Here is a 14,986-nt window from a genome sequence, read left to right on the forward strand (position 1 = left end):
GTGCAAGGGTACGGATGCCTGCGCCGCCACTCACTGCGCCGGTCCGCGAGCCTGGTTCTCGGCGCATTCTTCTGCGCATCGGCGACCGCATGCGCGATTTCGACCGACACCGCACCTTCTGAGATCGTGCTACCGCCGACCGACGTGCTATCGACCCAGACGGAAACCAGCGCGTCGACCAACATCGACTCGTCTCTCGAGGACACCGCCGACCCACCCTTGCCGAATTGGACGATCGGCCGACTCATCGCCCTTGCGCCACGCGTGGACAATGCCAAGTATCATCAGGGATCCCAAACACCGGATTCCACACTCGAGGACACTTCCGGTTTTCACTTCTCACCGCCGGATCGCGGTGTGAACTGTTCGACGGCAACCGCGGACATCACCACTCTGGCGTGCCGAGTCAATGCAGACATTTCGATGTCCACATCGCCGGACGCGCCCGGTGGATGCGACGGCAAGAACAATCTGGTCACACTCAGTGCGGAAGGGACAGATCAAGGGGTCTGTGCCGATCACTACCCCGTTCTATACCGCAGCACAATCGTCGACTACGGCCACACGATTTCGATTTCGAGGTTTTCCTGCCTCGTCGAGACGGCCGGCATGTTCTGTCTCGAATCGCGATCGGATGACGGATTCGCAATCACCCCAACGGGTTTGCAGGAGATCGAGGCATCCGATCGAGCACCGGCAGAACTTCTCGGAATTCCCGCTTCGCGAACCGAGTCGTCATCGGACGGACTCGACGACAACGCCGGCTCGGCCCAAACCTCGACAATGACCCCTGACACAGTCCCGACCTCCTGAGCGCCCTGGTGGTAATCTCCGCAACGAACTATTCACATACATCCGAGAAAGTGGGCGTTTCTCAGCGACCACTTATTTCCTGACAGCTAGTATGTGAACCATCGAAGAAATCGCAACAATGCTGCATGGGGAGAGGCATCGGCGCGTTGGTCAATCCAATCCGCCCGAGAACAGATTGTCACGACGAGGAAAGACGGAGTTCACTATGGCGAAGAAAGAAATCGTCCAGGTCATCGACGACATCGACGGTAAGGTTCTCGAGGACTACGAGACCGTCCGGTGGTCACTGGACGGAAAGACCTACGAATTCGATACCTCCGCAAAGCACGCTGCACAGTTTCGTGATTCGCTCGCGAAATACATCTCGGTTTCGCGGGTCACATCGGCAGCACGCGGCGTGAAGCGCGCCGCACCGGTATCCGCCGGCCGCAGCAAGGAACAGACGAAGGCAATCCGCGACTGGGCCACCCAGAACGGTTACGAGGTCAGCGATCGCGGTCGCATCCCGCTCAATGTGATCGAGGCCTTCGAGGCCGCCCACTGACCCTGTCCACCCAACAAACGAACAACATTCGGCGCCGCACACCGCGGCGCCGAATGTCGTGCAGAGGGTCCCCGGCGGTTGCCGTGCGCGGGTCCCGTGCCAAAAGTCCCTGGTACACCACCCCTGTTCGCGGACACAATTGACGTCACGGTCCCGTGCCATCCCCGGGATCATGTCGAGCAGGAGGTCGGGGCGAGATGAGTGACAGCAACGCCGGCGCGGCCGGCGGTGGGGCCGTCTACGGTTTGGGAATCCTCGGTGGGTGGGTCTACTTCTGGCAGCAGGCTGACGGGTTCTGGGAGTACGTGTGGGCGATCATCCAGGGCCTACTCTGGCCTGCCTTCATGGTGTACGACGCTTTCGTCGCCCTGAACTGACCCGTGCTCGATCACCGGTCACGCTCGGCCCGCGGAACCGAGAACGGGATGCGCATGGCACGATCCCACAGCCGGTCCGGAGTGATCCGGCGTTGGGCGATCCCCAGTTTCGCCGATGCGGTGACGGTGTAGCGCGCTTTGGGCCGGTCGGCGGTCAGCGCCTTGCGAACCGTTCTCGCCACCGCATCCGGACCGGCACCCAACACCTTGGCGACGGGCCCGGAATAGATCTCCTTCATCGTCGCGTCGAGGCCCGCATTGAACTCTCCGTACGGCCCGTCGTCGTCGAGGCCGGACATCGACGATGATGCCGCCGTCGCGAAGTCGGTGACGATGAGCCCGGGTTCGATGAGCACCACCTGGATTCCGAAACCGGCTACCTCGAATCGCAGCGCATCCGAGAGTGCTTCCACCGCATACTTCGTGGCGTGGTAGGCACCGCCACCGGGAAAGGTGAGCTTCCCACCCATCGAGCCGATATTGACGATGCGCCCCTGCCCGGCCCGCCGCATCCCCGGCAACACCAACTGACTCATCCGGACGAGCCCGAACACATTGGTCTCGAACTGACGACGGATGTCATCGAGCGAGATCGATTCCACGGCACCCGATTGCGAATATCCGGCATTGTTGACCAACGCACCGACCGTGCCGTGTGCGTGCTCGATCTCATCGACCGCGGCGCGCATCGATTCCTCGTCGGTGACGTCGAGCGCGAGCACGTGGCAATCGGCGGCGGCGAGTTCGGCCAGGGAGTCGGGATTGCGCGCCGTGGCGTACACGAGGTTGCCCGCGCCGACGAGTTCGGCAGCGGTGGCCGCGCCGATACCGCTCGAGCACCCGGTGATCAGGATCGGTCCGATGGTGTCCACATGAACTCCTTCTGTTGCTGTGGTGGTGCAGCTGGGGTGGGCCGTCTGGACTGCTCGCTGTTCGGAGTGCTCGCCGTCCGGGGTTACTCACCCAGGGTCCCAGCGACGAGCCGATCGGCGAAGTCGGGGTGCGCGCTGAGCCATTCGACGACGGCACCATCCGGATCGGCACGATCGTACCGCTGGACCATCAGGTACTCGAGCTCGGCAAGGCCCGCATCCGGCAAGATGAGATTGGTGAACATCTGCGCCGCTTTGGGTGCGCTGTCACCGAAGCCCTTGGTGGCGAAGTTCCAGATTCCTTCCTCCCCGCCCATGGCGCCTTTCGGATCCTCGAGATCCCGGATGTCGAACTCGGTGTACGCCCAGTGCGGTCTCCACAGGGTCACCGCGATGTTCCGTTGGTCGTCGGTCGCCTGCTGGAGCGACCCGAGCATGTCGGCCGTCGACGAGCTTCGGAAGGTCAGATCCGCCAGACCGTACTCAGGGATGACCCGGTTGATGACCACGGATGTCTCACCGGCGCCGGGTTCGATTCCGACGAGTGTGTTGTCATAGGCGCCCCCCATGGTCGCCAGATCGGCGATCGACCGTGCCGGCGATGAACTGTTCACCGCGATGGTCAACTGGGCGTTGTCGTACCAGCAGCCCAACGGGTCCATCCGTGATCCGTACCGGTCGATGTAGGAGCTGTGTGTCGTGGGCAGCCAGACATCGGGTATGACGTCGATCTCGCCATTCGCCGTCGCCGAGAACCCCGCGCGCACATCGAGGGTCTTCACCTGGGCGTCGTATCCATTGGTGGCGAGGATGTTCTTCATCAGGTGGGCCGCCGCCGTCGATTCGTCCCAGCCGACGAACGCGCCGATGATGATGTTGGGCTCCCCCACCGGCTCCGCACTCGCGTCCGCGATCCCGGCGGTTACCGAGCACGACGAAAACCTGCTCGCGACATCTTCGCCCGAACCGCCACCGCACGCGGTGAACAGCAGTGCCGCGGCCACCAAACCCGCCGTAGCCGTCTGCCACCGTCGCCTCATCATGACGTCACGCCCGCGAGTCAGCGGTGTTCCGCGCCGGACACCGCGCCGAGCCGTTCGTTGAAGATCCGCCAGCGCCGTTCGTCCTCGTGGGTGAGCACCGCGCTCTCCACCCCGAGATCGGCCGCATGGGCGATCATCTCGGCGGCCGCATACAGGTACTTGGCCGCTATCCGCTCGCCGGCCAGGTTCGCTCGCAACGCCGCCGGCGTGAAGTCGACTCGCCGGATCATCGCAACAGCGCGCCGCAGGTAGCGCGCGATCAGCTGCGAGGTGGCCGCATTGCGCCAGTTGTTGCCGATGATGCGGTGCCGCTCGGCGAGCAGGTCGGCGAGCTCCGGGTAGGACAACAAGGCCTCTGACACCTCCCACGAGGTCTGCATGGCGGCCGCGAGCCACTCGCCACTCTGCTCGCTGCGGCCCGCCTGGGTTTCGAGTTCGTATTCGATCCGACCGATCTCGACCGGCTCCCCGGCGCCTTCCATGAACAGGACACCCGAGGTCTCGATCGCACGCTCGTCGTTCAGATCCGGCGCGCCCGCGAACGGGCTCGGTGAAGTCTGTGTGGCGCGCTCGACCGTCGACCACCGCTCGGCCAGCGCGGTGATGGTGCGGGCGATGCGTTGCAATGCGATCGCATCCGACAACGGCGCCTCGGAATAGTACTTCTCGTGTTCACGATGAAAGCGAGAGAGATTGCGCGCCACGGCGAGTAGGCCGTCAGCATCGGGCGTGGGACCGTCTGGCGGGCCGTCGGTATCCATGAGGCACTCCCAGTGCTGTGTTGGCTTTCGAATCAACCAACGGACCAAATCCTACCTCGCCGGCCGCTTCGGCACGGCGCCATCACGTGTGCGGTACGCACGCCGGAACCACCCACCGGCGTCGGTCCGCGTCAGCGGGCGGGATCGCGAAGCGGTGCCGGTGCCGGGTTCAGCACCGTCTATTGTTTGGCGCCGTCGGGATCAAGTCTCGGCAGCGGATGCGTAGCCGTTATCGGTCGCTCTCTTCGGACTTGGGCGAGGAGCCACCGCGGCGAGGAACCCGTTCTACCCTGGACCCATGATCACCGCACTGCACACGCTGATCTACTGCGACGACCCCGATTCCGCGCGCGCCTTCTTCCGCGATGTTCTCGGGTTCCCCCATGTCGACACCGGTGGCGGATGGCTGATCTTCGCGACCGGCCCCAGCGAGCTGGGCGCCCATCCGAGCTCGTGGGAGTACGAGGGGACGACCGGAGGAACCGATCAACGCTTCGACGTGTCGTTCATGTGCGATGACCTCAGCGCGACGATGGCCGAGCTCGCGGCCAAAGGCGCCGAATTCTCCGGCTCGCCGGTCGAGGAACCGTGGGGTGTCACCGTCGGTGTGAAGGTCCCCGGTGCCGGCGAGATCACGATCTACGAACCGAAATACGACCCGCCAGCACTGATCTGAGCAGCAATGCCCCGAGCGATGTCATGCCCGTTCGATGGGTAGCCAGATCTCGCAGACGGCGTGGGTCTCGGTCAGTTCGAGGTAGCGCAGAATCGACGGCCCGGGTCGCAACCGCCAGGGGTTGGACGGAAACCACTCCGTCGCGGTGGCCGCCCACGTCTGTTGCAGGGCGTCCGGGAACGGGCCGCTCGAATGGAACGTCGCCCAGGCGCCCGCATCCACTGACACGGTGTCGAGATCGTCGGGGACCGTCGAGTCCGCACGTACTGCCACGCCGTGCAGGTAGGTGACGGGCGTTCCTTCGGGCGCATCCGGTTCCTGACCCGCGGTGACCGCGAGGATACCGGCGGGATCGGTGTCGCCGAGCGCCTTCAGTCGTGCATGCTCCGCCGGCGGAATCGAGGCGATGTGTTCCTGGATGTGTGGATTCACGCCGCGGTGGATGAGCGGCACCTGCGCCGCACACCCGGCAAGGACGAGTGCGGGGCGCTCGGTGATGGTGACATCCATGGGGGTACTCCCTTCCACGCTCAGACGGAACCTGAGCATCGGTTGTGTTCTGAGCGGGCCACCATCCCGGCGCACATCAGCGGCACTTACTCCGTGCACCGACCGGAACGCGCGCCCGAAGGCCTCGGTGGAGGAGTATCCGTAGCGGATGGCGATGTCCAACAGACCGGCCTCGGTACTGACCAGATCCGTTGCGGCAAGAGTCATCCTGCGGCGACGCACATACTCCGACAACGGCATCATCGCCAAGGCGGCGAACATCCTCCGCAGGTGATACTCGGTGGTGCCGTGCGCACGCGCGAAGCGCGCGACATCGATGGTCACGTCGGCGTGTCGGTCGACGAGATCCACCAGCGCATTGAGTGTGGCGATCATGGCCCTCCTCTCCCCTACGATCCTCGTCGCGCCGCCCTGGCCCGCGCCCGATTTTCGTGGCCGGAAACGATCAGTGACCGACTCCCCCCGGCGAGGCCGGGTCGTGGTCGAGTCCACCGACAATGCGTCGAAGCGTGGTCCGTATGCGAATCCGCTCCGCCCCATCGGCGTCGGCCAGCAGGGCGGCGCGCCAGGCGGCCACCACGATGCCCGCTTCCGCATCGATCGCCAACGAGTCCAGCAGCTCGGCGACGAAGTCGGTCACCGGGTCGCTTCGCCCATCGGGTGGCGTCTGGCCGAGGAGGTAGGTGAACTGCTCACGGATCGCATAGTCGAAGCCGACCAGGAGTACGTCGCTGATTCGTCCCGATGCCGCCGCGGCACCGGCCATGCGGTCCAGGAGGCGCTGCTCCACGTCGGCGCGGACGAACAGGTAGAGCCCCATCTTGTTCCGGAAATGGTGATAGAGGGCGCCGGTGGTGACGTCCGCCGCGGCAGCGAGTTCACCCACGGTCACCCTGGTGATTCCGGGGAGTGCGGTGACGCTCATGGTCGATGCCACTGATCCCGACGCGCCACCCGGTCCGGTCTTCTCGGTCGCGAGCCTCGCCGACTTCCATGCCGCGCTGCCGTCGGGGCTGACCGTGGTGGACGAACCCGCCGAGATTCCGGGCGGATTCATGGCGGCGTACCGAGATCCCGGTGGCACGACGATCTACGTACTGGATCAGACGACCGACGCCTGAGCGGTCCACTCCGCCGTCATCTACTCCTGGGTCTGTGGCGGATTTGTCCTGATCGTGACCATCTGCACGCATTCGGCGACTACCCTCGGTAGGGCTCCGACGCGGTGAACGCACCGCTCAGCGGAAGGTCCGACAGGTGAACGTCCCAACAGATCTCGTCGCCGGCCACTGCGACACACGATTCGATGAGGTGGCCGACGTCTTCGGCAAGCAGATCGCCCATTCCGACGGCGGTGCCGCCGTGGCCATCTACCACCGTGGCCGACTGGTCGTCGACCTGTGGGGTGGGGCCCGGACGCCGGAGGGCGACCGCTGGCAACGTGACACGCTGGCCATGTGCTTCTCCACCACCAAGGGTGTCGCCGCGACGTGCGCGCATGTGCTCGCCGACCGCGGTGAACTCGACTATGACGAGCGGGTCGCCACGTACTGGCCGGAGTTCGCGCAGAACGGCAAGGCCGACATCACCGTCCGGCAGGTCTTGAGCCACTCCGCCGGCCTGCATCGCTTCGGCAGCATCGTCGATCACGCGTCACGCCTGCTCGACTGGGAGCACATGACCGATGCGCTGGCCCGGGCCGAACCCGCCTACGCACCTGGCACTGCGGTCGGGTACCACGCGCTGACGTTCGGTTGGCTCGTCGGCGAACTGGTACGGCGGATCTCCGGAATGCCGATCGAAGTGTTCCTCCAGAAGGAGATCGCCGCACCGCTGGACCTCGGTGGCCTGTTCATCGGCTGCCCGCCCGAGCAGCGGCACCGCATCGCACCGCTGCGACCGATGTCGATGCCATCGAACAGATTGGTGGGCGCAGGCGTCGGACTCGCCTTCAACATGATGTCTGATGTCGCGGGGACTGCGCGCCGCACGATCACCGGTCAATCCGCATCGGATGTACAACAGCCTGTCGGCACGCGGTATGGAGGACGTCTTCGTCGACCCACGCCTCCTCGATGCCGCCGTCCCGGCACTGAACGGCCACTTCGACGCCGTGTCCCTGGCCGCGATGTACGCGATGCTGGCCGGTCGCGGTCGTCTCGGCGAGGTGCGCCTGCTGTCGGAGGACACCGTCCGCACCGCCGCCGAGGTGCAGAACAACAAACCCGACCGCGTCATCGTGATGCGGATGCAGTGGCGACTCGGCTATCACCGACTGCCGCTCGTCGACAGCCAGCTCCCCCAGGCCTACGGCCACTTCGGGTTCGGCGGTTCGGGCGCCTGGGCCGATCCGCAGCACGACCTGGCCTTGGCGATGGTGTGCAACCGCGGCGCCGGAACACCGATCGGTGACCTGCGCATTCTCCGCCTCAGCCAGGCCGCGGCCCGGGCCGCCGGCGCGCGATGACCTGAGCGGGTGATCGGCCTGCCGCGAGGCCGGGCGGCCGGCGGCCGATCAGACACCGACATCTGCCGACTTTCGGGGCTGCCGACGCGCACCGCGTTCCGCGGAACGCAGCGACGAAGGACTCTTGTGGGCATCCGCCGCAGCGGCGAGTCTGGAAGAGAGATGAGGAGGTGGCATGAACCCGCAGGATGACGCATCCCCCGTGGTCCTGGCTCGTCGACGCGCGCGCTATCTGACCGGCCTGCTCTGGCACATCGGCGTCTTCGTCATCATCAACGCCGCCTTCTGGGCCCTCGATCTCGCACTCGGTGCACCCGGTGCGCAGTGGGCCGGCTGGATCACCGCCATCTGGGGGTTCGCGCTCGCCTTCCATGTGCTCGCGTACCTGATCGACGGGCGGCAACTCGAGGACCGAAAGACCAGGAAGTACCTCGACCGCGACAGGTCCCCGTCGAGTGGGCGATAGTCACAACTCGGTGACGTGACCACCGTCGACGTGCCATGACCGATTCGTCCGCACCGTCGCCAGCATCCGGCGATCGTGGGTGACCAGCAACAGAGCCCCGTCGTAGGATTGCAGCGCCGATTCGAGTTGCTCGATGGCGGGCAGGTCAAGGTGGTTGGTGGGCTCGTCGAGCACGAGGACGTTGGTGCCGCGTGCCTGCAACAGTGCCAGCGCCGCCCGCGTCCGCTCCCCCGGCGAAAGATCCCCCACCGCGCGCTCGACATGAGCGGCTCGCAGCCCGAACTTCGCAAGCAGAGTCCTGATCTCAGCCGGGGCGAAGTCCGGAACCAGGTCGCCGAATCGATCGGCCAAGGGCCGTGTTCCGGTGAATTGCCCACGTGCCTGATCGATTTCGCCGATCGCGACGTTGGCACCGAGTTGTGCGGTCCCGTCGTCGGGCATGATCCGCCCGAGGAGCAGCCCGAGCAACGTCGACTTGCCGACCCCGTTGGGGCCGGTGATGCCGATCCGGTCGCCGGCGTTCACCTGCAGTGACAGCGGACCAAGAGTGAAATCACCGTGCCGCACGACAGCATTGTTGAGCGTCGCGACAACCGAACTCGATCGGGGCGCGGACCCGATCGTGAACTCGAGGACCCATTCCTTGCGGGGTTCGACGACCTCGTCGAGGCGGGCGATCCGGCTCTCCATCTGGCGGACCTTCTGCGCCTGCTTCTCGCTCGATTCCATTGCGGCGCGGCGTCGGATCTTGTCGTTGTCCGGGGCCTTGCGGATCGCGTTGCGCACACCCTGACTCGACCACTCGCGTTGGGTCCGCGCCCGCGCCACCAGATCCGCCTTCTTCGCGGCGAATTCTTCGTACTCTTCGCGCCGGTGCCGGCGCGCGACCGCACGCTCTTCGAGGTAGCTCTCGTATCCGCCGCCGAACACGGTGTTGGTGTGCTGTGCCAGATCCAACTCGACGACGCGGGTGACGCTGCGCGCCAGAAACTCTCGATCGTGGCTGACCAGCACGACACCACCGCGCATCCCGCGAACCAGGTTCTCCAGGCGCATCAGTCCGTCGAGGTCGAGATCGTTGGTCGGTTCGTCGAGCAACACGATGTCGAATCTCGAACACAGCAGCGCGGCCAGACCGACGCGAGCGGCCTGGCCCCCGGACAGACCGGTCATCGACGCCGATTCGGGTTCCACAACCCCGACGTCGAGCCCGAGGTCGGCCAGCACGCCCGGCAGCCGGTCCTCGAGGTCCGCGGCCCCGGTCGCCATCCAATGATCGAGCGCCGCGGCGTACACGGCGGCGGGGTCGTCACCTCCAGCCGGCGGTTGCGGATCGGCGAGGACCGCGGCGGCCGCGTCCATCGCCGCGGTCGCCGCCGCGCAGCCGGTCCGCCGGGCCACGTACTGGCCGACGGTCTCTCCGGGGACCCGTTCGTGTTCCTGCGGCAACCAGCCGACGAAGGCATCGGCCGGGGATCGGGTGACCGACCCCTCCAGCGGGGCGAGTTCACCCGCCAGGATCCGAAGCAGCGTCGACTTTCCCGAACCGTTGGCTCCGACGACACCGACCACATCGCCGGGCGCGACCGTCAGGTCGAGATGGTCGAACAGGACGCGGTCCGCATAGCCACCGGCGACGTCCTTGGCGACAAGTGTGGCGGTCATGAAACCCATCGTCGCACCTCCCCGGGGCCGTCACGGCACCACTCGGTACCGCAGCATCATGTCGTGATCCTCGTGATCGAGGATGTGGCAGTGCCAGACGTACCCCTGCAGGTCTTTGGTGGCCAGCCCGTGAACCGGTGTGGCCCGGGCGTGGTGGGCGTGTCCCGATGATGAGGGTGGGGCCACCTCGTGGGCGCCCGACGGACGAGTCCACGACTGCGTCGGATCGGAGGAGAAGACCGCGTCCGGATCGAAGCCGAGTTCGTCGGCGGTCGGGAACCGCACGACGATCGAGGTGACGTGCCCGCCGACCGCGCGCACGGTGTCCTTCCAGCCGGCCTCCCAGGCGGCCGGGCCGCGCATCGGCCCGGCGTAGAAGTCACTCGGGTCAGGCGCCCAGCGGGTACCGATCGGCGGCTGCGGGTTCGCCACCTGATAGTCGACGGTGCGCAAGGGCCGACGTCCGAGGATGCGAAACATCACGAGGTGCAGGTGAATCGGATGCGAGTCGGGTGTGATGTTGATGATGTCCCAACGCTCGGTGGTACCCGCTCGCGGCTTCTCGATCTGGGGATCGGCGTAGCGCAGATTGTTCAGCGACATGATGGCCGGCGGCAGACGTAGTTCGTATGGCTGCGAGACGCTGACCCGCCGTATCCGCTGCGGTGTCGCGATCGGCGGTATGCGAGCGGGTCGTGTCCGACCGCCCCGCAGTGTCGTCGGCACTGGGCGTCGGTCACCGCGGTCGGTGCCTGCGATGAACCGACAGAACCGGGGCACGGCCCCCTCACCGATCACCGCCGCCTGGAACGGCGGCGCGAGATCGTTGCACAGATCCACGGTCTCACCCGGGGCCAACGAGCTGAAGTCGACGAGCAGGTCGAAGCGCTCGGCCGGTGCCGCCATGAACGAGCGGGTTCGGACCGGCGCGTTGAGCAGGCCACCCTCGTTGCCGATCACCCAGAACGGCATGCGGTTGGAGAAGAACAGATGCCAGACCGAGGTCGATGCCGCGTTGATCAGCCGGAATCGGTACAGCCCGCGATCGACCGTCATCTTCGGCCACACCTTGCCGTTGACCAGACCACGGTCACCGACCGCGCCCCCCTCCCACAGACCCTGCGGGACCAGCGGGGTCGAGCGCAGCGACTGGCGGCCGTCCTCGCCGAAGATCTTCTCCTGCAAGATCAACGGGACTTCGTACGCACCGGCCGGTAGCCCGAGTGGGTTGTCCGGCACCCCGGTGTCGTGGTCGTCGCGCAGGAAATACATCCCGGCCAGGCCTGCGTAGACGTTGGCGCGCGTGATCCCCATCGCGTGGTCGTGATACCAGAGGTGGCCGGCTTCCTGGCGATTGGGGAATTCGAACAACGCGGTGCCGTGGTGCGGCAGCATCAGCCGTTCCGGGTTGCCGTCGAACTCCGGTGGGGTCGCGCCGCCATGCAGGTGCATGGAGGTGACCGGTTGACCCCGGTAGCGTTCGGATACCCCGTGCAGTGAGGTGTCCAGATCCGCGGCAAAGATGTGTTCACCGAGTTCACTGCGATAGTGCACGGTGGTCTGCTCACCGACATACGCCTCGATGGTGGGGCCCAGATAGGGCTCGTTGTTGTAGGCCATCGTCGGCACCTTCGGCTGATCCCGGTGGAATCTGGTGCTCGTGGTGCGCGCGACGATCTCGATCGGCGTCGTCGGCGACGAGGTGCTGGTGCCCGGCACCGGCAGTTCGTCGACGTACGGGGCCATGTCCGGCGAGTGGAAGATGGTGGGCACCGGAATCGCCGGATCTGCACCGGCCGACGGGGTCCCGAGGCGCCCCGCTATTGCACCTGCGGCGGCAGCTGTGGCTGTCCCCCATAGGAATTGCCGACGATTCACGCTCTGGCCCACTCGGTCCCCCCTACTCGGCCCTTCGCCACCGGTGCACCATACCACCAGTATGGTTGGCTCGGTTCTCCCTCGCCAGGCGCCGTCGAGGTCCAACGCCTGCAGCGGTCTGGGAGAATCGACTGCCGATGACCAGATCGCGCCCCACCAGACGACTCAATGCCACCGACTGGGTCGACGCTGCGTTGACACTTGTCACCTCCGAGGGAGTGCCTGGAGTCACCATCGCCCGGCTGTGCACCTCGCTGGGGGTCACGAAGGGCAGCTTCTACTGGCATTTCACGGATCTCGACGCCCTGTGGGAGGCGATGGCGGTGCGCTGGCAGACGATGAACCGTCGCCGCGTCGCGGACCTGGACGGGCTTTCCGAGATGCCCCCCGACGCCCGGCTCGCCACGTTGTCGACCATGTTGATCAGCGATGACCATCTGGCGGTGGAGAGAGCCATCCGGAGCCGGGCGCGTAGCAACGACAAGGTCGCCGAGACGGTCCGCAACATCGACGGAGAGATCTTCGACGCCGTTGATGCCACACTGCGAGAGCTCGAGATGAGCCCGGACCAGGCGCGGCTCCTCGCCGGACTACTGGTCTACGCCGGAATCGGCTACATCCACGGGCACGAGGGACTTCCGACCATCTCCGCGCGGGACGTGCAGCACGCACTTCCCGGGTTGTTGTCGTACACCGTCACCCAACCGTCACCGGCGGCCGACCCATCCGGTTCAGCCGATCACTGACCGGGCGTGCCGGTAGCGTAGGGCGACCGCGCCCGACCCCAACTCGCGGCAAACGATGAGCTCGAGCTGGATGCGCTCCCGCAGACCGACCGGCGAACACCGTCGGCCCATATCCCGCGAGGACCGGCTGCACGAGGAACTCGTACGGGCCGCGAAGAGACCAGCCACGCCGTGGAAGATGGTGAGGTGCATCCATTGACCGTTGGCACCAGATGTTTCCCGAAGCGTCGGCGTCCCACTGCTTGACGACACAGTTCCCGACTACTGACGATGGCGTGCATGAGCGACGAGTTGTTCGAGCACAAGACGAAGACCGAGTTGAGCCGAGAAGAAGCCGCGCAGCGACTTCGCGACCTCGCGGACGCGATCGCGCGCCACAACGAGGTGTCCTACGTGGAGAACAACAAGACCGTGCGCGTCGACATCCCGCCGACCGTGCAGCTCAAGGTCGAGATCGAGCGCGGCGAGGAATCCGAGATCGAGATCGAGATCTCCTGGTAGTTCTGCGACCGCGAACACCGAGACGTGCCCGCCGTGGTCGTCCGAGCTGGTGCTGAGCGTGACAGCGGGCTCGGCACCGTCGTGGCGTACTTTGGCGGTGTCGGGCCTGCCGAACACCAGGAAGTGGTCTCGAACCGACCGAGACCGCAGGGCGACAAGTCAATTGCGGCCATGATCGGCAAACGCCGTTGTGCGATCGGACATTCCGCGTCCCACCATCGACGTTGGTGACCTCACAGCGTGCTGACAGCGACTTTCCAGATTCGAGTTCTACCGTTCAAGACATGAACATCTCACCCTCGCATCGTGCCGCGACGATCGTGGCATCATTGGTTCTCGCCGGTGGTCTCACGCTGTCCGGGTGCGCGTCGGGCACCGAGGACGCCACCTCCACGACATCGGCGAGCACGACATCGGCGGCGACTGTCGACGATTCCAGCCTGACGAGCCCGGATTCGGAGACCTCCGCCGGGACGATAACCGCTACAGCCGACGCTGCTGAGCAATTCCTGGACACTCTGACAGACGAGCAGCGCGAAGCGGTCGTGTACGCCTATGACGACGAGACCAAGACGACGTCGTGGTCCAATTTCCCGGTCACATTTGTCGACCGCGCCGGGCTGAATCTGACCGACCTCGACTCCGAACAGCGGCGTGCCGCGATGGCGGTACTCGAAGCGTTGCTCAGCGACGACGGGTACGACACCGTGACCGGCATCATCGGCGGTGACCAGTTCCTCCTCGACAACAGCAGCTCGTCCGAGGATTCATTGGGGCAGTACTACATCGCCTTCTTCGGCGACCCGTCCGATTCGCAGGCCTGGCAGGTCCAATTCGGCGGCCACCACCTCGGGATCAACGCCACGTTGAACGGCGCCGACGCGTCGATCACGTTCGCACCGACGCACCTCGGCGCGCAGCCCGCGGTCTACACGGATGCCGACGGCAACGAGGTGCAGTCGCTCTCGGGAATGTACGAAACGGCATTCGCCTTTTATGACAGCCTCACCGAGGAACAGCGGGCGCAGCTCTACCAGGGAAGCAACGTGTCGAACCTGGTGTGCGGTGCCGGCGACACCTGCGATTACCCCTCCGGCACGGGGATCGCCGGCGCGGATCTGACAGATGAGCAGAAGGAGTTGCTGTTGGACGTGGTCGCCAACTGGGTGGGGATGTCCGACCCGGAGACCACCGCGGCAGCATTGTCGGAGATCGAGGCCACGCTCGATCAGACGTACGTGAACTGGTCGGGCGCCACCGAGTACGACATGTCCCAAGGAAACGGCATCTACTTCCAGATCTCCGGCCCCGACGTCTACATCGAGTTCTCGAACCAGCAGGGATCGGCGGGCGCCGACGTCGACGGCTACACGACTTCCGGATGGGGCCACATCCACACCATCTATCGCGACCCGACCAACGACTACGCCGGCAGCGTGACGCAGCAGGAAGCGTCCGGAATGGGCGGCGGACCCGGCGGAGCAAACGGCCCCGGCGGACCCGGCGGGCCACCCGGAAACTGACTCTGCTCGATCGTTCCGCTGCGTTCACACCTTCGACGAATCCCGTGCCGATGGCGCAGGATTCGTCGACAGGATCCGGTCGAGGAGAGCGACACGCACGAGATTTGTTGAGTGCGCTACGGGCCATCGATCGTGTACGACGAC

General features: G+C 65.7%; 17 protein-coding genes and 1 pseudogene. 11 read left to right on the forward strand and 7 right to left on the reverse strand.

Annotation, left to right across the window (positions count from 1 at the left end; all coding sequences use genetic code 11):
- The 3 genes from NWF22_RS01980 to NWF22_RS01990 all read left to right on the forward strand — a co-directional run bounded on the left by NWF22_RS01980 (position 1) and on the right by NWF22_RS01990 (position 1,734).
- Positions 1 to 813 (forward strand): hypothetical protein, encoded by an 813-nt coding sequence (locus tag NWF22_RS01980; protein ID WP_258321300.1) that lies wholly within the window; start codon positions 1 to 3, stop codon positions 811 to 813.
- Positions 814 to 1,018: 205 nt separating this feature from the next.
- Complete coding sequence (locus NWF22_RS01985) at positions 1,019 to 1,357, forward strand: histone-like nucleoid-structuring protein Lsr2 (protein WP_160900862.1); 339 nt, start codon at positions 1,019 to 1,021, stop codon at positions 1,355 to 1,357.
- A 197-nt stretch (positions 1,358 to 1,554) separates the two neighbouring features.
- Positions 1,555 to 1,734: a hypothetical protein gene (locus NWF22_RS01990; protein WP_160900861.1), complete on the forward strand. Its 180-nt coding sequence runs from the start codon at positions 1,555 to 1,557 to the stop codon at positions 1,732 to 1,734.
- 11 nt (positions 1,735 to 1,745) lie between these two features.
- Here NWF22_RS01990 and NWF22_RS01995 read toward each other — a convergent pair whose 3' ends face one another.
- From NWF22_RS01995 to NWF22_RS02005, 3 genes are all read right to left on the reverse strand, one after another.
- Positions 1,746 to 2,606, reverse strand: a complete 861-nt coding sequence (locus tag NWF22_RS01995) for an SDR family NAD(P)-dependent oxidoreductase (RefSeq protein ID WP_160900860.1) — start codon at positions 2,604 to 2,606, stop codon at positions 1,746 to 1,748.
- 83 nt (positions 2,607 to 2,689) lie between these two features.
- Positions 2,690 to 3,610, reverse strand: coding sequence for a glycine betaine ABC transporter substrate-binding protein (locus NWF22_RS02000; RefSeq protein WP_258321301.1), 921 nt, complete (start codon positions 3,608 to 3,610; stop codon positions 2,690 to 2,692).
- Between the two features lie 56 nt (positions 3,611 to 3,666).
- Entirely contained in the window at positions 3,667 to 4,410 is a 744-nt protein-coding gene (locus NWF22_RS02005; protein WP_202398173.1) for a hypothetical protein, read from the reverse strand.
- A 298-nt stretch (positions 4,411 to 4,708) separates the two neighbouring features.
- Between NWF22_RS02005 and NWF22_RS02010 the strand changes: the two genes are divergently transcribed.
- Positions 4,709 to 5,086 (forward strand): VOC family protein, encoded by a 378-nt coding sequence (locus tag NWF22_RS02010; RefSeq protein ID WP_160900859.1) that lies wholly within the window; start codon positions 4,709 to 4,711, stop codon positions 5,084 to 5,086.
- A gap of 21 nt (positions 5,087 to 5,107) precedes the next feature.
- On the opposite strand, the gene NWF22_RS02015 is transcribed toward NWF22_RS02010, so the two are convergent.
- Positions 5,108 to 5,971, reverse strand: coding sequence for an AraC family transcriptional regulator (locus NWF22_RS02015; RefSeq protein WP_160900858.1), 864 nt, complete (start codon positions 5,969 to 5,971; stop codon positions 5,108 to 5,110).
- A 70-nt stretch (positions 5,972 to 6,041) separates the two neighbouring features.
- The gene (locus tag NWF22_RS02020) at positions 6,042 to 6,521 is read right to left on the reverse strand and encodes a TetR/AcrR family transcriptional regulator (protein ID WP_160900857.1); all 480 of its coding nucleotides are present in this window, start codon (positions 6,519 to 6,521) and stop codon (positions 6,042 to 6,044) included.
- Here NWF22_RS02020 and NWF22_RS02025 point away from each other — a divergent pair.
- From NWF22_RS02025 to NWF22_RS02040, 4 genes and pseudogenes are all read left to right on the forward strand, one after another.
- Positions 6,520 to 6,717, forward strand: a complete 198-nt coding sequence (locus tag NWF22_RS02025; protein ID WP_160900856.1) for a VOC family protein — start codon at positions 6,520 to 6,522, stop codon at positions 6,715 to 6,717. The two genes, NWF22_RS02020 and NWF22_RS02025, sit on opposite strands and share 2 nt — an antisense overlap.
- A gap of 241 nt (positions 6,718 to 6,958) precedes the next feature.
- Positions 6,959 to 7,465 (forward strand): annotated as a pseudogene (locus NWF22_RS24530) (serine hydrolase domain-containing protein); the annotation flags it as partial.
- A gap of 97 nt (positions 7,466 to 7,562) precedes the next feature.
- Positions 7,563 to 8,063, forward strand: a complete 501-nt coding sequence (locus NWF22_RS02035; protein WP_160900855.1) for a serine hydrolase — start codon at positions 7,563 to 7,565, stop codon at positions 8,061 to 8,063.
- Between the two features lie 175 nt (positions 8,064 to 8,238).
- Entirely contained in the window at positions 8,239 to 8,529 is a 291-nt protein-coding gene (locus tag NWF22_RS02040; protein WP_160900854.1) for a 2TM domain-containing protein, read from the forward strand.
- Here NWF22_RS02040 and NWF22_RS02045 read toward each other — a convergent pair whose 3' ends face one another.
- Entirely contained in the window at positions 8,530 to 10,194 is a 1,665-nt protein-coding gene (locus NWF22_RS02045; RefSeq protein ID WP_160900853.1) for an ABC-F family ATP-binding cassette domain-containing protein, read from the reverse strand.
- Between the two features lie 30 nt (positions 10,195 to 10,224).
- The gene (locus NWF22_RS02050; protein ID WP_373691975.1) at positions 10,225 to 12,084 is read right to left on the reverse strand and encodes a multicopper oxidase family protein; all 1,860 of its coding nucleotides are present in this window, start codon (positions 12,082 to 12,084) and stop codon (positions 10,225 to 10,227) included.
- A gap of 125 nt (positions 12,085 to 12,209) precedes the next feature.
- Here NWF22_RS02050 and NWF22_RS02055 point away from each other — a divergent pair, with 125 nt between their 5' ends.
- The 3 genes from NWF22_RS02055 to NWF22_RS02065 all read left to right on the forward strand — a co-directional run bounded on the left by NWF22_RS02055 (position 12,210) and on the right by NWF22_RS02065 (position 14,842).
- Entirely contained in the window at positions 12,210 to 12,818 is a 609-nt protein-coding gene (locus NWF22_RS02055; RefSeq protein WP_160900852.1) for a TetR/AcrR family transcriptional regulator, read from the forward strand.
- A gap of 279 nt (positions 12,819 to 13,097) precedes the next feature.
- Positions 13,098 to 13,319, forward strand: coding sequence for an amphi-Trp domain-containing protein (locus NWF22_RS02060; RefSeq protein WP_160900851.1), 222 nt, complete (start codon positions 13,098 to 13,100; stop codon positions 13,317 to 13,319).
- Between the two features lie 284 nt (positions 13,320 to 13,603).
- Positions 13,604 to 14,842, forward strand: coding sequence for a DUF3500 domain-containing protein (locus tag NWF22_RS02065; protein ID WP_160900850.1), 1,239 nt, complete (start codon positions 13,604 to 13,606; stop codon positions 14,840 to 14,842).
- Positions 14,843 to 14,986: the final 144 nt, after the last annotated feature.

The organism is Gordonia mangrovi (genome assembly GCF_024734075.1).
GTDB classification, from domain to species: domain Bacteria; phylum Actinomycetota; class Actinomycetes; order Mycobacteriales; family Mycobacteriaceae; genus Gordonia; species Gordonia mangrovi.